Origin of the sequence: Microvirga sp. CF3016 (assembly GCF_036314085.1) — a bacterium.
Classification (GTDB): Bacteria; Pseudomonadota; Alphaproteobacteria; order Rhizobiales; family Beijerinckiaceae; genus Microvirga.
Genome location: NZ_JAYGGM010000006.1, coordinates 252519 through 269001, shown reverse-complemented (window position 1 = coordinate 269001; position 16483 = coordinate 252519). Strand labels below are relative to the sequence as shown.

Below are 16483 nucleotides of genomic sequence, written 5' to 3'. Positions count from 1 at the left end.
GCAGATGATAATCCGATGGACCGCTTCACCGCCTTGCAGGTCTTCCGCCACGTGGCCGAGCTGAATGGGTTCGCCGAGGCCGGACGGCGGCTCGGCCTGTCGCCGGCGGCGGTCAGCAAGAACATCGCCGAGCTGGAGGCGCATGTGGGCGCCCGGCTTATCAACCGGACAACGCGGCGCATGGCGCTCACCGAGGAGGGCCGGATCTACCTGGAGCACATCGTGCGCGGGTTGGACGCATTCTCGGAGGCCGACGAGGCCCTGTCCCCGCTCAGGACGGGGCCGAGCGGCACACTGCGGGTCAGCGCACCGATGACCGTCACCCTGACACGGCTCTCCGCGGCGATCCCCCGCTTCCTGTCGCGCCATCCGGCGATCAGCCTCGATCTCCATCTCGACGACCGGCGGGTCGACCTCATCCGGGAAGGCTTCGACCTTGCCATCCGCGGCAGCGACAGCCTGGAGGATTCCAGCCTGATTGCCCGGAAGCTCGCTGTCATGCCGCACGTGCTCTGCGCGGCGCCGGCTTATTTCGAGGCACACGGCAGGCCGAAGACGCCATCCGATCTGAGATCGCACGCGTACGTCCGTTTCAGCCTCTCGGGGCATGCGGACGTGTGGGAGTTCAAGAAGAATGGGCGCATCGAGCGGATTCCGGTGAACGCCCGGTACTCGGTGACGTCGAGCCTCGCGGTGCGCGATGCGCTGCGCGAAGGCTTCGGTCTCAGCCTGATCCCGAAGCCCTATGTCGAGGACGACCTGAGGGAAGGGCGCCTCCAATGCGCCTTAGAGGACTGGAGCACAGTAGTGACCACACTTTACGCGATCTATCCGTCGCGGCAGCACCTCGCTCCGAAGATCCAGACGTTCCTCGCCTTCCTCGCAGAGGAGTTCAGCCGTCCATGAGGGCGATCACGCCGTCTTGGATACCGGCTTCCATGGTCCGCCGCGAGCGAGAAATGCCGACCAACCGGCCGGAGGAAATCCCGCAGAACCGTCATCGCCACCCCAGCCCGGGAGCAACATGCTTTAGGATTGCCTCGATGACATGGGTGTTGTACTCGACGCCGAGCTGGTTCGGCACGGTCAGAAGCAGCGTGTCGGCCTCTGCAATCGCCTCGTCGGCCTTGAGTTCCTCCACGAGCCTGTCCGGCTCCGCGGCATAGGAACGGCCAAAAATTGCGCGCATGTTGTCGATGATGCCGATCTGATCGCTGTCCTTGCCTTGCCCGAAATAGGCGCGATCGCGGTCGTCCACGAGGGCGAAGATTGAGCGCGAGGCCGAAACGCGCGGCTCGTGGGAATGCCCCGCTTCCTTCCAGGCTTCCCTGTAACGCCGGATCTGCTTGGCCTGCTGGACGTGGAACGGCTCGCCCGTCTCGTCCTCCTTCAGGGTCGAGCTCTGGAGGTTCATGCCCTGCTGCGCGGCCCATACTGCAGTCGCATTGGAGGCGGACCCCCACCAGATGCGCTCGCGTAGGCCCTCCGAATGTGGCTCGAGGCGCAGCAGGCCAGGCGGATTGGGAAACATCGGGCGCGGGTTCGGCTGGGCAAAGCCCTCACCCTTGAGAACGCGGAGGAAGACCTCAGTGTGCTGGCGGGCCATGTCGGCGTCGCTCTGACCCTCCTCTGGCGCGTAGCCGAAATAGCGCCAGCCATCGATCACCTGCTCAGGCGAGCCGCGGCTGATGCCGAGCTGGAGGCGCCCACCGCTGATCAGATCGGCCGCGCCCGCATCCTCGGCCATGTAGAGAGGATTCTCGTAGCGCATGTCGATGACGGCGGTACCGATCTCGATGCGGCTCGTCTTCGCGCCGACCGCTGCCAGTAGCGGGAAGGGCGAGGCGAGCTGGCGCGCGAAGTGATGGACGCGGAAGTAAGCGCCGTCCGCGCCCAGTTCCTCGGCCGCTACGGCAAGGTCGATGGATTGGAGAAGGGCATCACGGGCTGACCGCGTCTGTGACTGCGGTGAGGGTGACCAGTGCCCGAACGAGAGAAAGCCAATCTTCTTCATGAGGCGGTCCTGTGCAAATGCCTTCAGCCGATTCGACACGATAGTAGACAGGCTGGCCGCTCGTGCCGAGCTTACCTATGAGCCGCTGCCACGGCAGAGTAGTCCTGCCGTATGTCTGCCTACCCAGGTCATACCGAACGCTCTTAAAGGACAAGGGGCTTCTCAGTCTGACCCGATCCAGGCTTTCCACACCTAACTTGGATCTTCAATTCGGCGAGATCGATCATTGCCTAGGAGATCGATGGGCGCCGCGCGTTGACCCGTGCTAGGGTCATTGTTACATTAAAGTCATGATCACGTTCGCCCACACTCTGCGACTTCGCCTCCCGGTCGTTCCGACGGCCGGGTCATTCGTCGTTTTCGCGAAGTAATCCGGGCGACGCTCCTCTCGCGCGTTCGCCCGAACGCAGAGAGTTGAGCCATGAAAGCCGACTTCTACTGTGCCGTGATGTTCCCGTATCCATCCGCGGCGGGTCTGCATCTGGGGCACTACTACAACTACGCCATCATCGATTCCTACTGCCGCTGGCTGAGATACCGCGGCATGACCGTCTTCCAGCCCTTCGGCTACGATGCCTTCGGACTGCCGGCCGAGAACTATGCCCGCAAGGTCGGTCGCGACCCGGCCGACGTGACCTACGAGAACATAGCGCAGTTCCGGCGGCAGATGGCCCGCATGAACACCTGCTACGAGGAGCGCCTGGTCACCTGTGACCCTTCCTACATGAAATGGACGCAGTGGATCTTCACGCGCCTGCACGAGCGCGGGCTGGCCTACAAGGCTTGGGGCGAGGTGAACTGGTGCCCATCCTGCGAGACGGTGCTGGCGAACGAGCAGGTGATCGGTGGCCATTGCGAACGCTGCACCAGCGCGGTCACCCATCGGAACATGAATCAGTGGTACTTCCGGGTCACGGACTACCGCGACCGCCTGATCGCGGGACTGGACAGGATCGACATGCCGGATTCCACCAAGCGGATGCAGCGGGCCTGGCTGGCCAACCTGAGGGACTGGTGCGTGTCGCGGCAGAGGACATGGGGGTGCCCGATCCCGATCGAGGGCGAGACGGATACCCTGGACGGGTTCGTGGACTCCTCGTTCTACTACCTGCGCTACCTGACCGACAGCGACACCGAGTTCCTGCCCGAGGGGTGCTACCAGCCCGTCGACCTGTATGTCGGCGGGGCCGAGCACGCCTGCATGCACCTGATCTACACCCGGTTCATCCATATGGTCCTGTTCGACTTAGGAGTCGTCCCGCAGGAGGAGCCGTTCAGGAAGGTGATCCACCAGGGCGTCATCAGGAAAGATGGGGCGAAGATGTCGAAGTCGAAGGGGAACGCCGTCAGTCCCGACGACTACGATCCCGACGAACTGCGGCTGTACCTGATGTTCATCGGCCCCTACTTCGAGGGTGGGGAGTGGTCCGACGAGCACATCATCGGGCAACGCAGGTTCCTGTCGCGGATGCGGCGCTGGCTGGAGAACCGGGGCACCGACCGGATCGACCTGTCGCCCTTCGAGGATCAGGTGGACCGTGACGTGCAGGCCTTCAAGTTCAACAAGATCGTGAGCGGGTTCATGGAGTTCTACAACCGTCACAAGAGTCTGAGACTGGATGACGAAACGGCCCGGCGGATCGAGGAGGTGCTGCGTGTCTTCGCACCGGGATTTCGGGCTGGTCACTCAGACGCATAGGGGGTGAAGCTCGTCATAAGTCAGGCAGCAGTCGCCCGATCCTTGTCATCATACGGACGAGGTGGCCGTAACTTCAGATGAGGTGTGTGCGAAATGAGCGGTGGCTAAGGGAGAGAAGCCCAGAAAGTCGAAAATTCTGTCCGTGACCTCATCCTGAGCTTCACTCCGGCAACGGCCCTGAAGAGGAGACGGAAAACGTAGTCATTGAAGGTCAGTTTGTCGCAGATAGTGTTGATAAAGTCCAAAATGTAGTCGGGGCGATTAATAACTTGCGTCATCCCAATAGGCCGGGCTCATCATCCGGTTTGTCATGCGAGCCAAGAAAGGCGCTTGCTGCCATTTTCAAAACTATCAACACCTCTCGGACCTAGTCCATCGGTCAGTTAAAGACCCTTAAGTCGACCTTCCCTGAACTGCGGGAGTTTCGCAGTTTGACCCAATCCGGACTTTTCTCGCCCACGCCCTAACTTGCCTACGGGCGTTCAGGTTTTGGTTTTCGGCGTGTTTAGGACCGCTGTTGATCGGAGCGTGGCGGAGGTGGTGAGGGCTTGCAAAGGAAGGCTGGGCCCATGCCTTCGGACGGCGGGTATTCTATTCTTTGGTGTCGGGAAAATAACTTTGATCAGAAGAGATGCCGGTACACCACGAATCCAGAACGCTCCGCCACCTTGTCGTAGAGCTTCATAGCCGTGAGATTGGTTTCGTGTGTTTGCCAATAGACGCGTGCTGCACCCGCTATCCGGGCCTGCTCGTAAACTCCATTTATGAGAGCTTTGCCCACCCCTTTTCCGCGCGAGGCGTCGTTGGTGAAAAGATCCTGCAAATAGCAGCTTGGCTCAATCGATGTTGTGCTCCGGTGGAACAGATAGTGCGCGATGCCGAGGAGGTGTCCTTGACCTTCAGCCACTAGGGCGTGGACTGGCTCATAGGCATCAAAAAAGCGCGCCCAGGTCATTTGGGTGATCTCCGCGGCGAGAGCCGCTGCGCCCGAGCGACCGTAAAACGCGTTGTAGCCCTCCCACAGGGGGAGCCATTGGTCAAAGTCCTGACGCGTGACAGGGCGAATCGTGAGTGAGTTGCTCATTCTTGGACCTTGCAATGGTGAAGACCACGATAGATAGGATGGGCAGCATGCGCAGGTAACCCGCTTGCATTCCTAAACCGTCGCGTGCGTGGGCCGCAATGGGTCGCCTATGTCGGAGCGTCCGATGTCTCTTCTGGGTCACAGGAAACGATTCGTGGAGGAGGCCGAGAATTGTGGCTCTTGGCACATCCACGAAGTACCTCTGACGATGCGCCCAGTGCCACGGCGATTAGCCGAGTAACTCGGCCTGCAAGTCCAACGCTCTGTCGCTGCTCCAACCGCGTAGAGCTGATCGAACAGGTATCCCATGATCTGGTCTCCGTAATCTTTAGCGGCTCTGGCTTTCGCTGACCTCGATGGCGAGCAGCGGGATGACAGCAATCGGGGTTGTCAACGCGTTATGCCCGTCGCGTCCGTCTGCTCGGGACAATCGCCTAGAAGCGAGAGAAGCCCGCCAGTGGTCGAATGATCACTGCGCGCCCATCATCCAGGAATTGCGCCAGACCTGTCACCACCTGCTCGTTTGGAGCGCCATACACTTCGAGCCTCTCGACGGTGCAATGCTCGGAGACGGCTTTGATATAGGGATCCGAGAGGTCCCAGTGGCGTAACACGTCTGCAGAGTTCCTGTAGAGCTGGAGGCTGACCGCGCGCATACTCAATTCATCGATGTAAGCCTGCACCATCAACTGCGGGCCGTGTTTCTCGACAAACTCGATCGCCTTTCGCACAGCATCGCTGAACGGCTCCAACCTGCCGTCGGTGATCTTCATCTGGTTGCGAAGCAGTATCGGCTCCATCATGGTATTCCTTATATTTTCAAGTTCTCAGCCTCTCCGTCAGCGGCTTCGCCTGTCGTCAAAATTCAGGGTGAGCGCGGCGATGGCTGCGATCATTCCCGCAATCAGGACGATTCCAGCGGCCGCCGCCCAGCCGTAGGTTTGAATTGCACCACCAACAGCAATAGGGCCAATCACCTGACCGAGATTGCTGCCCTGCATCACCAAGCCGATGACCAGTGGGGCGAGCGCCGGGGACAATGCCAGGAGCGGCGCTGACGAGATGAGGGTTGCCGGGATCAGCCCGCCAATGCCGGAGAACAGGATGCACAGCAGGAACGTTGGTGTATCGGCAAAGATCGGCAGGAAAATCCCGGGACTGACAAGGCCCAGGATCAGGCACGCACCGGCAATCAATGCAGAACGCCTGGCGCCACGGGCCAGAAGAGTGCTAGCCGCTAGATTGCCGATGACGTTCGCAGCGCTGGCCAGAGCACTGAGAAGCCCGGCCGTGCCATGGTCGATTCCCATCCGTTGCATCAGCAACACGGGGAGGAAGCTGAAAAGGGCAAAGAACATCATGCTGTAGAGCGCAAAGCAGGCCGCCAAAAGCACGGGCCCCATGCTCGTCAGCACGCGCATGGAATCAGCCGCAAGGCTCCTCCAGGAAATCGATTGGCGCACCGGGTAAGCTGGAATGAGCGCCACTCCGGCGGTGATGGCTGCGGCCGCTAGTCCTGCATTGCACCACCAGAGCATGCGCCAGTCGCTGAACAGAGGTCCGGCGAGCATGGCGAGCGCCATGCCGGTCGGCATGAAGCAGCTCCAGAGTGCAAAGGCAAGATCACGCTGCCCGGACCGCACCACCCGGTGGAGGATGGCGGGGCCGGCAACGGTGACCAGAAGAAAGCCGAAGCCTTCGAGAACACGGGATGCCAGAAGCACGGAGTAGCCTGGCGCCGCCGCGCCCATCACCGTGCCCAGGGCGATGGCTCCGAGGCCGACCATCAGCATCCGGCGATCTCCGGTGGCAGTCACGAACGCCCCAGCGGGGATACTGCCCACGAGCCCGAGAACGGCGAAGATCCCCGTGAGCCAGCCGGCTGCCGCGAGATCGAGCCCCAGATCGAACTGAAGCATCGGCGCGGCAATCGCCGCCTTGCCAACCTGCAGCGCGGTCACAACGCCGGATCCGACCACGACAGCGATGGTGGCCCAGCGGGTCTCAATGCCAGGATTTCCGTAAGCTGCCGCTGTCATCACGCGGCCTTTGTCAGTCGGGCGGCCGAAAGGGCTTGAGCAAGCTCAGCGACATGGCGACCCTGGAAGCGGGCGCCGTCCAGCTCGTTGGCGCTAGGCTGACGATCGCCACCCTTGCCATCATCCGCCAGCGTCGACGCGCCGTAGGGCGACCCGCCGGTGATCTCGTCCATCCGGCCCTGGCCCTTGAAGGTATAGGGCAGCCCGACAACGATCATGCCCAGGTGATACAGGACCGTATGAACTGAAAGGATGGTGCTTTCCTGGCCGCCATGCTGACTGCCCGTCGAGGTGAAGACGCTGCCAATCTTGCCCACCAGCTTGTCCTCGAACCACAGGCCGCCGCACTGGTCGAAGAAGTTCTTCATCTGGGAAGCCATGTTGCCGAAACGGGTGGGCGTTCCGACGATGATCGCATCGTAATCCGCCAACTCGGCGACTGTCGCGATCTCCGCCGGCTGATCACGCTTGTACCCGGCTTTCTCGGCAACATGCTCCGGGACGAGCTCCGGAACCCGCTTGATCACGGCCACGGCACCGGCCCCCCGGACCCCTTCAGCCACGGCTTGGGCCATCGTCTCGATGTGGCCATAGGATGAGTAGTACAGCACCAGAACCTTCGTCATCACCGTTCCTCTAGCAAATCGATCAGGCTAGGACCGGCAGAATATCATTCGAGCATATCGGCGGAAGTGCTATAAGATCGATAGATTCGATCGACGGAATAGATCATGTTGAGCGGGCTGACCCTAGACCAGATGCGGACCTTTGTGACCGTTGCGGAGAGCGGCAGCTTTCGCTCGGGAGCTGCCCGGCTGTCGCGTGTCCAGTCGGCCGTCAGCCATGCGATTGCCAACCTTGAGGCCGAACTGGGCGTTGCCCTGTTCGACCGGTCCGGACACCGGCCGACCCTCACACCGGAAGGACAGGCACTTCTGGCGAATGCCCGCGACATTCTTCTCAGGGTGGATGCGATGCGGGCCCGTGCCCGCAGTATCGGCGAGGGCGTGGAACTCGAACTTTCGCTGACAGTCGACACGCTGTTTCCCATTGCAGCGGTCGGAACTGCGCTGAGCGAGATGCGGATTGCGTATCCGGCGGTTTCCATCCGGCTGGCCGTCGAACCACTGGGTGGCCCCATTGCGGCGCTGGTCGAGAAACGGAGCGCGCTGGCCATTCTGGTGGGCGAGGACTTCCGCGATCCGCGAATTTCACTCGAGGCGATCACCTCGATTGAGCAGGTGGCTGTCGTCTCATCCAAGCATCCGCTGGCGCTGCGTCCGCATGGCGCGGTGATCGGCTTGCCCGATCTCGCCGACCACCTTCAAATCGTCCTTTCTGATCCAACGCCCCTATCCGAAGGACGCAGTTTCGGCGTTCTGTCGCCACAGACCTGCCGCGTCGGCAGTCAGGACACCAAGCATGCGATGATCTTGGCGGGCCTCGGTTGGGGCCGCCTGCCGCTCTGGCAGGTGGAACGCGATATTCATGAGAACCGTTTGGTGCGCCTTGAGACCAATGCGCTTGGTCGAAAGGGACAGCTGACCACGGAAGTCTATTTTGCCCATCGTCTGGATGAGCCACTCGGGCCGGCCGCCCAAGCCTTCCGCAGGGCATTGCTGCAGGCGCTGTCGCAGTGATTTGCAACGCGCGCATCGGATGTGTTTACGCCGGCTGATGCTCCCCGTCGGGGTTTGCAAAGGCGCCAGCCTCTCGAAGGTAAGCGGCAAGTCCATCCACGAACCGCCGGACCTTTAAGGGAATGTATCGGTTCGACGGGTAAACTGCATGAACCTGATGAGGCGCATAAGACCAGCCCGGGAGCACGTATTCGAGCCGCTGTTCCGCTAGCAGGGGGGCAAACACCTTCTTGTGCATGAGCCCAACTCCCAGGCCGGCGACAAGAGCTTCGCGCATCAGGAGTGCATTGTCGGTGCGGAAGGTCGAGCGAACGGGAACTTCCACACGCTCACCCATCGGCCCAATGAGTGGGAGGATCGCGCCAGCGACTTGCTGGGAATGGACGATATACTCGTGCTCCGTCAGATCCGACGGATGTCGTGGTTTGCCTTTGCGCGCCAAGTAGTCCGGCGATGCCGCGAGGCAGCGTTCCACGATGCCGAGCCGCCGTACGACCAAGCGCTCATCAGAGATCGTGCCAAGCCGGATCGCCACATCAACCCGCTCCGCAACAACATCGACGAAGTTGTCGCTCAACGAGATGTCAAGCACCAAGGCCGGATAGGTCTGCTTGAACTCCATGAAGAAGTTCGCCAGCACGGTGCTTCCGAGGCCGATAGGAGCACTGACGGCGAGCTGCCCCGACATGGCCTGATTGAGATCGCCGACCGTGCGATCGGCCTCGTTGAGGCGCTCAAGAATATCTCGGGCATGCTCGAGATAGTTTGCACCCGCATCGGTAAGGGTGACGTGCCGGTTCGTCCGATTGAAGAGGCGCACGCCCAGGTAAGCCTCCAATCCGCGGATCTGCTGACTGATCGATGGCTGACTAAGGCCAACATCATGAGCCGCGGCTGAGAAGCTTCCGAGCTCACAGATCCGGACGAAGCTTGTCAATGTCGCAAGGCGGTCCATGCATTCCTCTGCTATACCGATCAATAAGTGTAGCCTATCGCTACTATAAGAATGGGTCGCCTACCAGAGGCATAGATTATGGGAGAGAGTCCGGAGCCATCGCAGACAATTGCCTGCCACGAATGATCTGAGGCACTCCATGACTCTCTCACGCCGCTCGATGATTGCCGCATCTGGTCTCATCGGCACCTCCGCCGCTCTTGGCGTACCCGGTTCAACACCTGCACAGGCGTCACCAAGGGCACCCCGGGGATATGGCCTTCCGACCCGCAAAATTGGCTCCATCGATGTCACTCCGCTGCTTGACGGTTATATCGATGTACCTGCGGATGGGGTCATCGGAGCTGATCTGGCCGAAGCAAGAGCACTGGCTGCGGCTGTGTTCCAGGCTCCAGGATCACGCCGGATCCCAGTCAATGCCTACCTTCTCCGGCTTGGCGGTCGGCTAGTTCTTGTCGATACAGGCGCTGCGAGCGGAATGGGCGCAACCCTCGGCCGTCTTCCGATGGGCTTGGAGGCAGCGGGCGTGAGCCCGAAGCAAGTCGATGTCGTGCTGATCAGCCACATGCATCCGGACCACATCAACGGTGCTCTGACACCCGAGGGCGACGCGGTGTTCCCGAATGCCGAACTCTTTGTCCCGGATGCCGACTTTGCTTTCTGGCATGACGACGCCAATCTGAGCCGGGCTCCGAAGGAAATGAAGCCGTTCTTCCTGGGGGCCCGGAAGGCTGCTGAGGCGTATGCGCCCCGGCTGAGGCGGTTTTCGGGCGAGAGCGAAATCCTCGGCCCGATCCGTTCGGTACCTCTGCCGGGGCACACGCCCGGACATGCAGGCTTCATCATTGAGTCTGACGGTGAGGGTCTGTTCATCTGGGCCGATGTTGTCCATATCGCCGCGTACCAGTTCGCGCGGCCGGAATGGGGCCTTGCCTTCGACATCGATCCGCACATGGCTGCTGCGACTCGCAGGCGGGCGCTTGAGCGCGCGTCTGGGGACGGGATGCTGGTTGCTGGGATGCACCTGCCGTTTCCGGGCTTCGGCCATGTGGCTCGGGAGGGAAAAGGTTACCGATTTGTTCCAGCGGAATGGGACTACGCCATTTGAGCCATGATCCGGCTCCCGCCCAGATATCGCAGCACTATCACCTCACTAAGGATAGGTCGCCAGCTGAAGGCTGGACCAATGACTTCGGCATAGTGCTTGATCTGGGAGCCGGCAGGTCGAGATCCTCTGTACTTGCCGCGTTCTCCCATGCACGGCAGCAGTCAAAGCACGATGCCGTATACAGTTGCCGATCAGTTCTCAGGGCGCGCCTTTTAAACGGGTAACCTGCCGAGTGCCCGGAAACGGCACAAAGCTGAAGTTGTCCGGGTGTCGGTTCAAGTAGGCAACACCAGACATTCCAAGTGAGGGAGCTTGGAGGTGCTATCGCCACATGCCACGCATCTTCGCGCCGACATCAACGCGAATGCCTTTTGTCGCGGCAGGTGACGTTGCCGGATCTGGCACAGTCACGAGCCACGACACCCGCTCGAACAGCTTCAGGAGGCTGCTCGGGATGAAGCGGGTGCGGGCAGCGTAAACATGACGGTCGCCCGTGGCGGATTGCTGATGTGTGAAGAACCGCTGCGGCACGATTAGATGCAGGTGGTCCTTGGCCCGGGTCATGGCGACGTACAGCAGCCGGCGCTCCTCCTCGATCTCCGCCGTGGTGCCGGTGCCGAGATCCGATGGGATGCAGCCATCGACCACGTTCAGCACGAACACCGATTTCCACTCCTGGCCCTTGGCGGAATGGATGGTGGAGAGGATCAGATAGTCCTCATCGCGCAGAGGCACGCCGGCCTGATCGCTCGTTGCATCCGGCGGATCGAGCGTCAGCTCGGTGAGGAAGCGCTCGCGCGAGGGATAGCCGGCTGCGATCTGCTCCAACTGGATCAGGTCGGCTTTCCTGGTCACAGCATCCTCATGCATCCGATCGAGGTGCGGCTCGTACCAAGTCCGCGCCTGCTCGAGCTCAGCCGGCCATCCTGCCGAAGCCGTGCGAAGCAGCGCGATCATGTCGACGAACGCGTGCCACTCGTCCCCGGCCCGCGGTGGGGCAGGGGCTTCCAGCAGCGCTCCGATCGGATCGGCGGCGTCATGCATGCGATCGAGCACCCGCTGGGCCGAGGTCGGGCCGACGCCGGGCAGAAGCTGCATCAGCCGGAAGCCGGCGACCCGATCGCGCGGGTTCTGGACAAACCGCAGCAACGCCAGCAAATCCTTGACGTGAGCGGCATCGAGGAACTTGAGGCCCCCGAACTTCACGAAGGGAATATTGCGGCGGGTCAGCTCCACCTCCAGCGGCCCAGAGTGATGCGAGGTCCGAAACAGCACCGCCTGCTGCTTGAGACTCATGCCGTTCTCGCGGTTCGCCAACACCTGCTCGACCACGTAGCGGGCTTGATCTGCCTCGTCGCGCACGGCCACCAGCTGCGGCCGCTCGGCGGAGGTGCGGTCGGTCCAGAGGTTCTTGGTGAAGCGCTCGGAGGCAAGTTCGATCACTGCATTGGCGGCGGCCAGGATCGGCTGGCTCGAGCGGTAGTTGCGGTCGAGGGTGACGATCTCGGCCGGCGGACTGAACTGTGTGGGAAAGTCCAGGATGTTGCGGATGGTTGCGGCGCGGAAGGAATAGATCGACTGAGCATCATCCCCGACCACGGTGAGGCCCTGACCGCCCGGCTTGAGGGCGAGCAGGATCGAAGACTGAAGCCTGTTGGTGTCCTGATACTCGTCGACCAGGACATGGTCGAAGCGCCCACCGAGTTCAGCCGCAAGCGAGGGCTCGGCTGCCATCTGGGCCCAGTAGAGCAGGAGATCGTCATAATCGAGCACATTTTGGCGCTGCTTGGCCTCAACATAGGCGGCAAACAACTGCCGCAGCTCGGCGGCCCAGCCGGCGCACCATGGGTAGGAGGCCCGCAGCACCTCCTTGAGCGCCATCTCGGCATTCACGCAGCGGGAATAGATCGCCAGACAGGTTGCCTTGGCGGGAAAACGGCTCTCCGTCGCGGAGAAGCCGAGTTCGTGGCGGACGAGGTTCATCAGGTCGGCCGAGTCCTCGCGGTCATGGATCGAAAAGGCCGGATCCAGACCGATCTCGGGAGCGTAGTCGCGCAAGAGCCTTGCGCCGATGCCGTGGAACGTGCCGGCCCAGGTGAGGGCGTCGGTCATCACACTTGCGCTCTGACCCATGACCTGTCCGGCGATCCGCTCGACCCGACGGGCCATCTCGGAGGCGGCCCGGCGGGAGAAAGTCAAGAGGAGGATGCGGCGCGGATCGGCGCCGTTGACGATCAGATGCGCCACGCGGTGGGCGAGGGTGTTGGTCTTGCCTGATCCCGCCCCGGCAATGACCAGCAGCGGCACAGCCGAATTTGAGCCATTGGCCAGGACGCCATGCTCCACTGCCTGACGCTGCCGGGGATTGAGTTGATCAAGGTAAGCAGCGTTAACAGGCACGGTCGAATCATTCCCTTTGGTCCACTATAGATCCCGTTTCCCGTTTTGTTCGCAACGACACAGCTCGTCGCGCCGGAAATTCGACCGTAATCATCGGGTCGCACTCGGCGGACTTTCAGCATCGTCTGCAGCATCGCCGGCGATGTCGGTGGGGCGGATCACCAGGTTTGCTCCGCTCCGTTATTGGCTGGGCGTGTCCGGATGATCACCGATCCAATAACTCTCTCTTTACTCCCATGAGAGACAGTCCCCGACGGCAGCAGCCTTCTGTGTCTGCCTCAACAGATTTGCAAGCACTCATGCGTAACCCATTCAAGCCTAATGATTTTCTTCCGGCCGCGATTCAGCATGAAGGTCGGGATTCGGCAAAGATATCGGAGCTTCGAAAGACGGAGAGCACGCAAGTCGGGAGCAGCATGCAGTTTGCTTGGCAGGCGCCATGGTCGTCGGTGGGAGAGGCCGAGCCCGGTTGGTGGCAGGCCTTCGCACTATCCAAGGATGTAAGGGCAACACGGACACCTGACCGCTTCATCAAGAAGCAAGCCGAAACGAACGTCGTAGCTCTGATTGCCGATGAGGGGCTGGAGGTCGCTCGCGCTGCCCGTGAGGAAATTCAGACGGCGCAGGAGACGATCCATGACCGTCTGGAGAGGCTTCGCGCCGCCATAGAGGCAAGATCGACTGACGCCCGAGCTCCCGGAACGGAATTGGACCCGGATCCTGCGAAGCCGCGGCTGTCAGAGGAGCAGCTTGTGGAAAAGGCGGTTCATGCTCCGGTCGTCGTTGAAGACAAGGCCGAAGTGACGGTCAATCACGGCCCTATCGTTAATGAATCGCCCTCGGAGGTAAGCCTGGACATGGACAGCGGTCCAGTCGCCGATGAGGCCGCCGAACAATTGATTGATGAGGCAGGTCCCGCCATTGCCACGGAGCTGCTCCTGCCTGTTCCCAGGCCGCCAGCGACACTGGCCTTCTCGGGTTTCGCCTTCCAATCGAGCCTCTACCAGGTCGTTGTCGTACCTGGACCTTTCCTGATCGATCACTCACCGACGGAGATGGTGGCCTTGAATCTGGGGATTGCTGTCGAGGAGGAGCCGTACGAGGCGAATGAGATCAACCAGCCCACGGAGCCTGAGGAGGAAGTTGCTTTCCCCACGTCAGAATCTGAGGAGGCGGCTGCGTCGGATGTCGTAGAATCCGATCCGGGCGAGGCGGTGGCCCACGATGCGACTGAGGATGTCGATATGGGATACCTAGCCCTGTTCGGTGGCGAGTTCGTACCCGCACAAACGGTGCGAGAGGCGACCGCCGTTGCTCAGGGTCAGATAACGCCCGCTGAACCGCCTGCCACCATTCTGGAAGACGTTATTCCGGCAGCATCCGGCCAGGTGGCGCAGGTGATTGCGTTCCCGCTTCACGAGCGGACACTTCAGACGCGCGATATGAGCGCTGGATATGAGCTCCCGTCCATCGAGTTGCTCGCTCAGCCGCCGCAGCGGGAGGGAGAGGTTCTCACCGAGGATATCCTTGAGGAGAGGGCCGGACGGGTGGAAAAGGTCATTCGTGACTTCGGAGTGAAGGGCGAGGTCATCCACGTTCATCCCGGACCTGTGATCACGCTGTACGAACTTGAGCCAGCACCAGGTGTCAAATCCTCGCGTGTCATCGCGCTTTCCGAGGATATCGCGCGGTCGATGAGCGCTGTCTCAGCCCGCGTAGCAGTGATCCCGGGGCGCAATGCCATCGGCATTGAGCTCCCGAATGCAACCCGTGAGACGGTGTACCTGCGCGAGATGCTGGAGGCGGCGGACTTCCAGGCATCGGTCCAGAGGCTTCCGATCTGCCTCGGCAAGACCATCGGCGGCGAGCCGGTGATCGCCGATCTCGCGCGCATGCCGCACCTGCTGGTGGCCGGCACCACCGGCTCGGGCAAGTCGGTGGCGATCAACACCATGATCCTGTCCTTGCTGTACCGCTTTACGCCGGAGCAGTGCCGCCTGATCATGGTCGATCCCAAGATGTTGGAGCTGTCCGTCTATGACGGCATTCCGCATCTCCTCACGCCCGTGGTCACCGATCCCAAGAAGGCGATCATCGCGTTGCGCTGGGCGGTGCGCGAGATGGAGGACCGCTACCGCAAGATGTCGAAGCTGGGGGTTCGCAACATCGACGGCTTCAACGCCCGCGTGGTCGAGGCGAAAGCCCGCGGCGAGGCGATTACGCGGACCGTCGAAACCGGGTTCGATAAGGAAACCGGAAAGGCGGTCTACGAGGAGGTCACCCTTGATCTCACGCCCTTGCCTTACATCGTGGTGATCGTCGACGAGATGGCCGACCTGATGATGGTGGCCGGCAAGGAGATCGAGGGCGCGATCCAGCGCCTGGCCCAGATGGCGCGCGCCGCCGGCATCCACGTCATCCTGGCGACGCAGCGCCCGTCGGTCGACGTGATCACCGGCACGATCAAGGCGAACTTCCCGACCCGGATCTCGTTCCAGGTCACGTCGAAGATCGACAGCCGCACGATCTTAGGGGAAATGGGCGCCGAGCAGCTCTTGGGTCAGGGCGACATGCTGTACATGGCCGGCGGCGGGCGGATCACCCGCGTGCACGGGCCGTTCTGCTCCGACGAGGAGGTGGAGAAGGTGGTCAACCACCTCAAGCGCCAGGGCGAGCCAGTCTATCTCGATGCCGTTACAGCCGACGATGAGGCACCGGAGGAACTGGAGGTCCCCGAATTGTCCATCGATGAGGACGATGCCGCTCTCGCGTCGGCCGATGCCTACGAGCAGGCCGTCAGCATCGTCCTGCGGCACAGGAAGGCCTCAACGTCCTACATCCAGCGCCGGTTGCAGATTGGCTACAACCGGGCAGCTTCCATCATGGAGCGGATGGAGAAGGAAGGGATCGTGGGCCCAGCCAACCATGCCGGCAAGCGAGAGATCCTGCGCGGGGAGTTCGAGGACTAGATACCTGCATCGGAGGCGTCTCAAGAGATCCAGGGAAACGCTGGATCTCATGTCTTCCCATCAGGGCGATTCATTGTGGCGGCTGTGACAGTGCGCCGGCTGATGCCACATGGAGGTGAGGATCGTGGCCTGTCGGATCGTGCCGAAGGCATTCATCTACCTCGCACGAGGCAACCATGAGCTCTTGCTCCTCGCCCATCCCATCCATCCGGAGGCCAGCCTTCAGGTTCCTGCCGGAACCATCCTTCCTGGAGAGGTTCCGCGGGACGCCGCCAGACGGGAGTTGGTCGAGGAAACCGGGCTTCACGAGTTCGAGATCGCGAGCTTGGTGGGCGAGCGGATTTACGACATGCGCCCGTTCGGCAAAAATGAGTTTCACCATCGCTACTTCTTCCATGCCGTCCTGACGGGCGAGGCTCCGGAGCGATGGCGTCACGAGGAACTTCATGCCGGGGCCGAGCCAATTCCTCTTGAGCTATTCTGGTGGGATCTCCGCGGCGGTCCGCCCGATTTGATCGCCGGCCACAGCGAGATGATCGGCGCTCTCACCCTTACCTGAAATCCCGGGTTGCAAT

Annotated in this window: 12 protein-coding genes and 1 pseudogene; 6 read left to right on the top strand and 7 right to left on the bottom strand. The window is 61.6% G+C overall.

Annotated features, from left to right (window positions below; genetic code table 11):
- The first annotated feature begins 15 nt into the window (after positions 1 to 15).
- The gene (locus VB672_RS11460) at positions 16 to 906 is read left to right on the top strand and encodes a LysR family transcriptional regulator (RefSeq protein ID WP_329784319.1); all 891 of its coding nucleotides are present in this window, start codon (positions 16 to 18) and stop codon (positions 904 to 906) included.
- A 91-nt stretch (positions 907 to 997) separates the two neighbouring features.
- On the opposite strand, the gene VB672_RS11455 is transcribed toward VB672_RS11460, so the two are convergent.
- The gene (locus VB672_RS11455) at positions 998 to 2014 is read right to left on the bottom strand and encodes an LLM class flavin-dependent oxidoreductase (RefSeq protein ID WP_329784318.1); all 1017 of its coding nucleotides are present in this window, start codon (positions 2012 to 2014) and stop codon (positions 998 to 1000) included.
- 421 nt (positions 2015 to 2435) lie between these two features.
- Between VB672_RS11455 and VB672_RS11450 the strand changes: the two genes are divergently transcribed.
- Positions 2436 to 3713: a class I tRNA ligase family protein gene (locus tag VB672_RS11450; protein ID WP_329784317.1), complete on the top strand. Its 1278-nt coding sequence runs from the start codon at positions 2436 to 2438 to the stop codon at positions 3711 to 3713.
- 622 nt (positions 3714 to 4335) lie between these two features.
- On the opposite strand, the gene VB672_RS11445 is transcribed toward VB672_RS11450, so the two are convergent.
- From VB672_RS11445 to wrbA, 4 genes are all read right to left on the bottom strand, one after another.
- Positions 4336 to 4797, bottom strand: a complete 462-nt coding sequence (locus tag VB672_RS11445) for a GNAT family N-acetyltransferase (protein WP_329784316.1) — start codon at positions 4795 to 4797, stop codon at positions 4336 to 4338.
- A gap of 434 nt (positions 4798 to 5231) precedes the next feature.
- On the bottom strand, positions 5232 to 5600 hold the full coding sequence (locus tag VB672_RS11440) for a hypothetical protein (RefSeq protein ID WP_329784315.1): 369 nt from the start codon (positions 5598 to 5600) through the stop codon (positions 5232 to 5234).
- 36 nt (positions 5601 to 5636) lie between these two features.
- Positions 5637 to 6836 carry an MFS transporter gene (locus VB672_RS11435; RefSeq protein ID WP_329784314.1) on the bottom strand — a complete coding sequence of 400 codons (1200 nt, stop codon included), beginning with the start codon at positions 6834 to 6836 and terminating at the stop codon, positions 5637 to 5639.
- Positions 6836 to 7462, bottom strand: a complete 627-nt coding sequence (gene wrbA / locus VB672_RS11430) for an NAD(P)H:quinone oxidoreductase (RefSeq protein ID WP_329784313.1) — start codon at positions 7460 to 7462, stop codon at positions 6836 to 6838. The genes VB672_RS11435 and wrbA overlap by 1 nt, the downstream gene beginning before the upstream one ends.
- A gap of 105 nt (positions 7463 to 7567) precedes the next feature.
- Between wrbA and VB672_RS11425 the strand changes: the two genes are divergently transcribed.
- Positions 7568 to 8476 carry a LysR family transcriptional regulator gene (locus VB672_RS11425; RefSeq protein WP_329784312.1) on the top strand — a complete coding sequence of 303 codons (909 nt, stop codon included), beginning with the start codon at positions 7568 to 7570 and terminating at the stop codon, positions 8474 to 8476.
- Positions 8477 to 8501: 25 nt separating this feature from the next.
- Here the strand turns inward: VB672_RS11425 and VB672_RS11420 are convergent, their stop codons facing one another.
- A complete protein-coding gene (locus tag VB672_RS11420) occupies positions 8502 to 9431 on the bottom strand; it encodes a LysR family transcriptional regulator (protein WP_329784311.1) in 930 nt (309 codons plus the stop codon).
- 139 nt (positions 9432 to 9570) lie between these two features.
- Between VB672_RS11420 and VB672_RS11415 the strand changes: the two genes are divergently transcribed.
- Positions 9571 to 10539, top strand: coding sequence for an MBL fold metallo-hydrolase (locus tag VB672_RS11415; RefSeq protein WP_329784310.1), 969 nt, complete (start codon positions 9571 to 9573; stop codon positions 10537 to 10539).
- Positions 10540 to 10860: 321 nt separating this feature from the next.
- On the opposite strand, the gene VB672_RS11410 is transcribed toward VB672_RS11415, so the two are convergent.
- Positions 10861 to 12939, bottom strand: a complete 2079-nt coding sequence (locus VB672_RS11410) for an ATP-dependent helicase (RefSeq protein WP_329784309.1) — start codon at positions 12937 to 12939, stop codon at positions 10861 to 10863.
- 1454 nt (positions 12940 to 14393) lie between these two features.
- Here VB672_RS11410 and VB672_RS22610 point away from each other — a divergent pair.
- Positions 14394 to 15908, top strand: a pseudogene (locus VB672_RS22610) (DNA translocase FtsK); the annotation flags it as partial.
- Positions 15909 to 16032: 124 nt separating this feature from the next.
- Positions 16033 to 16467 (top strand): NUDIX hydrolase, encoded by a 435-nt coding sequence (locus VB672_RS11400; protein WP_329784307.1) that lies wholly within the window; start codon positions 16033 to 16035, stop codon positions 16465 to 16467.
- Positions 16468 to 16483 lie beyond the last annotated feature (16 nt).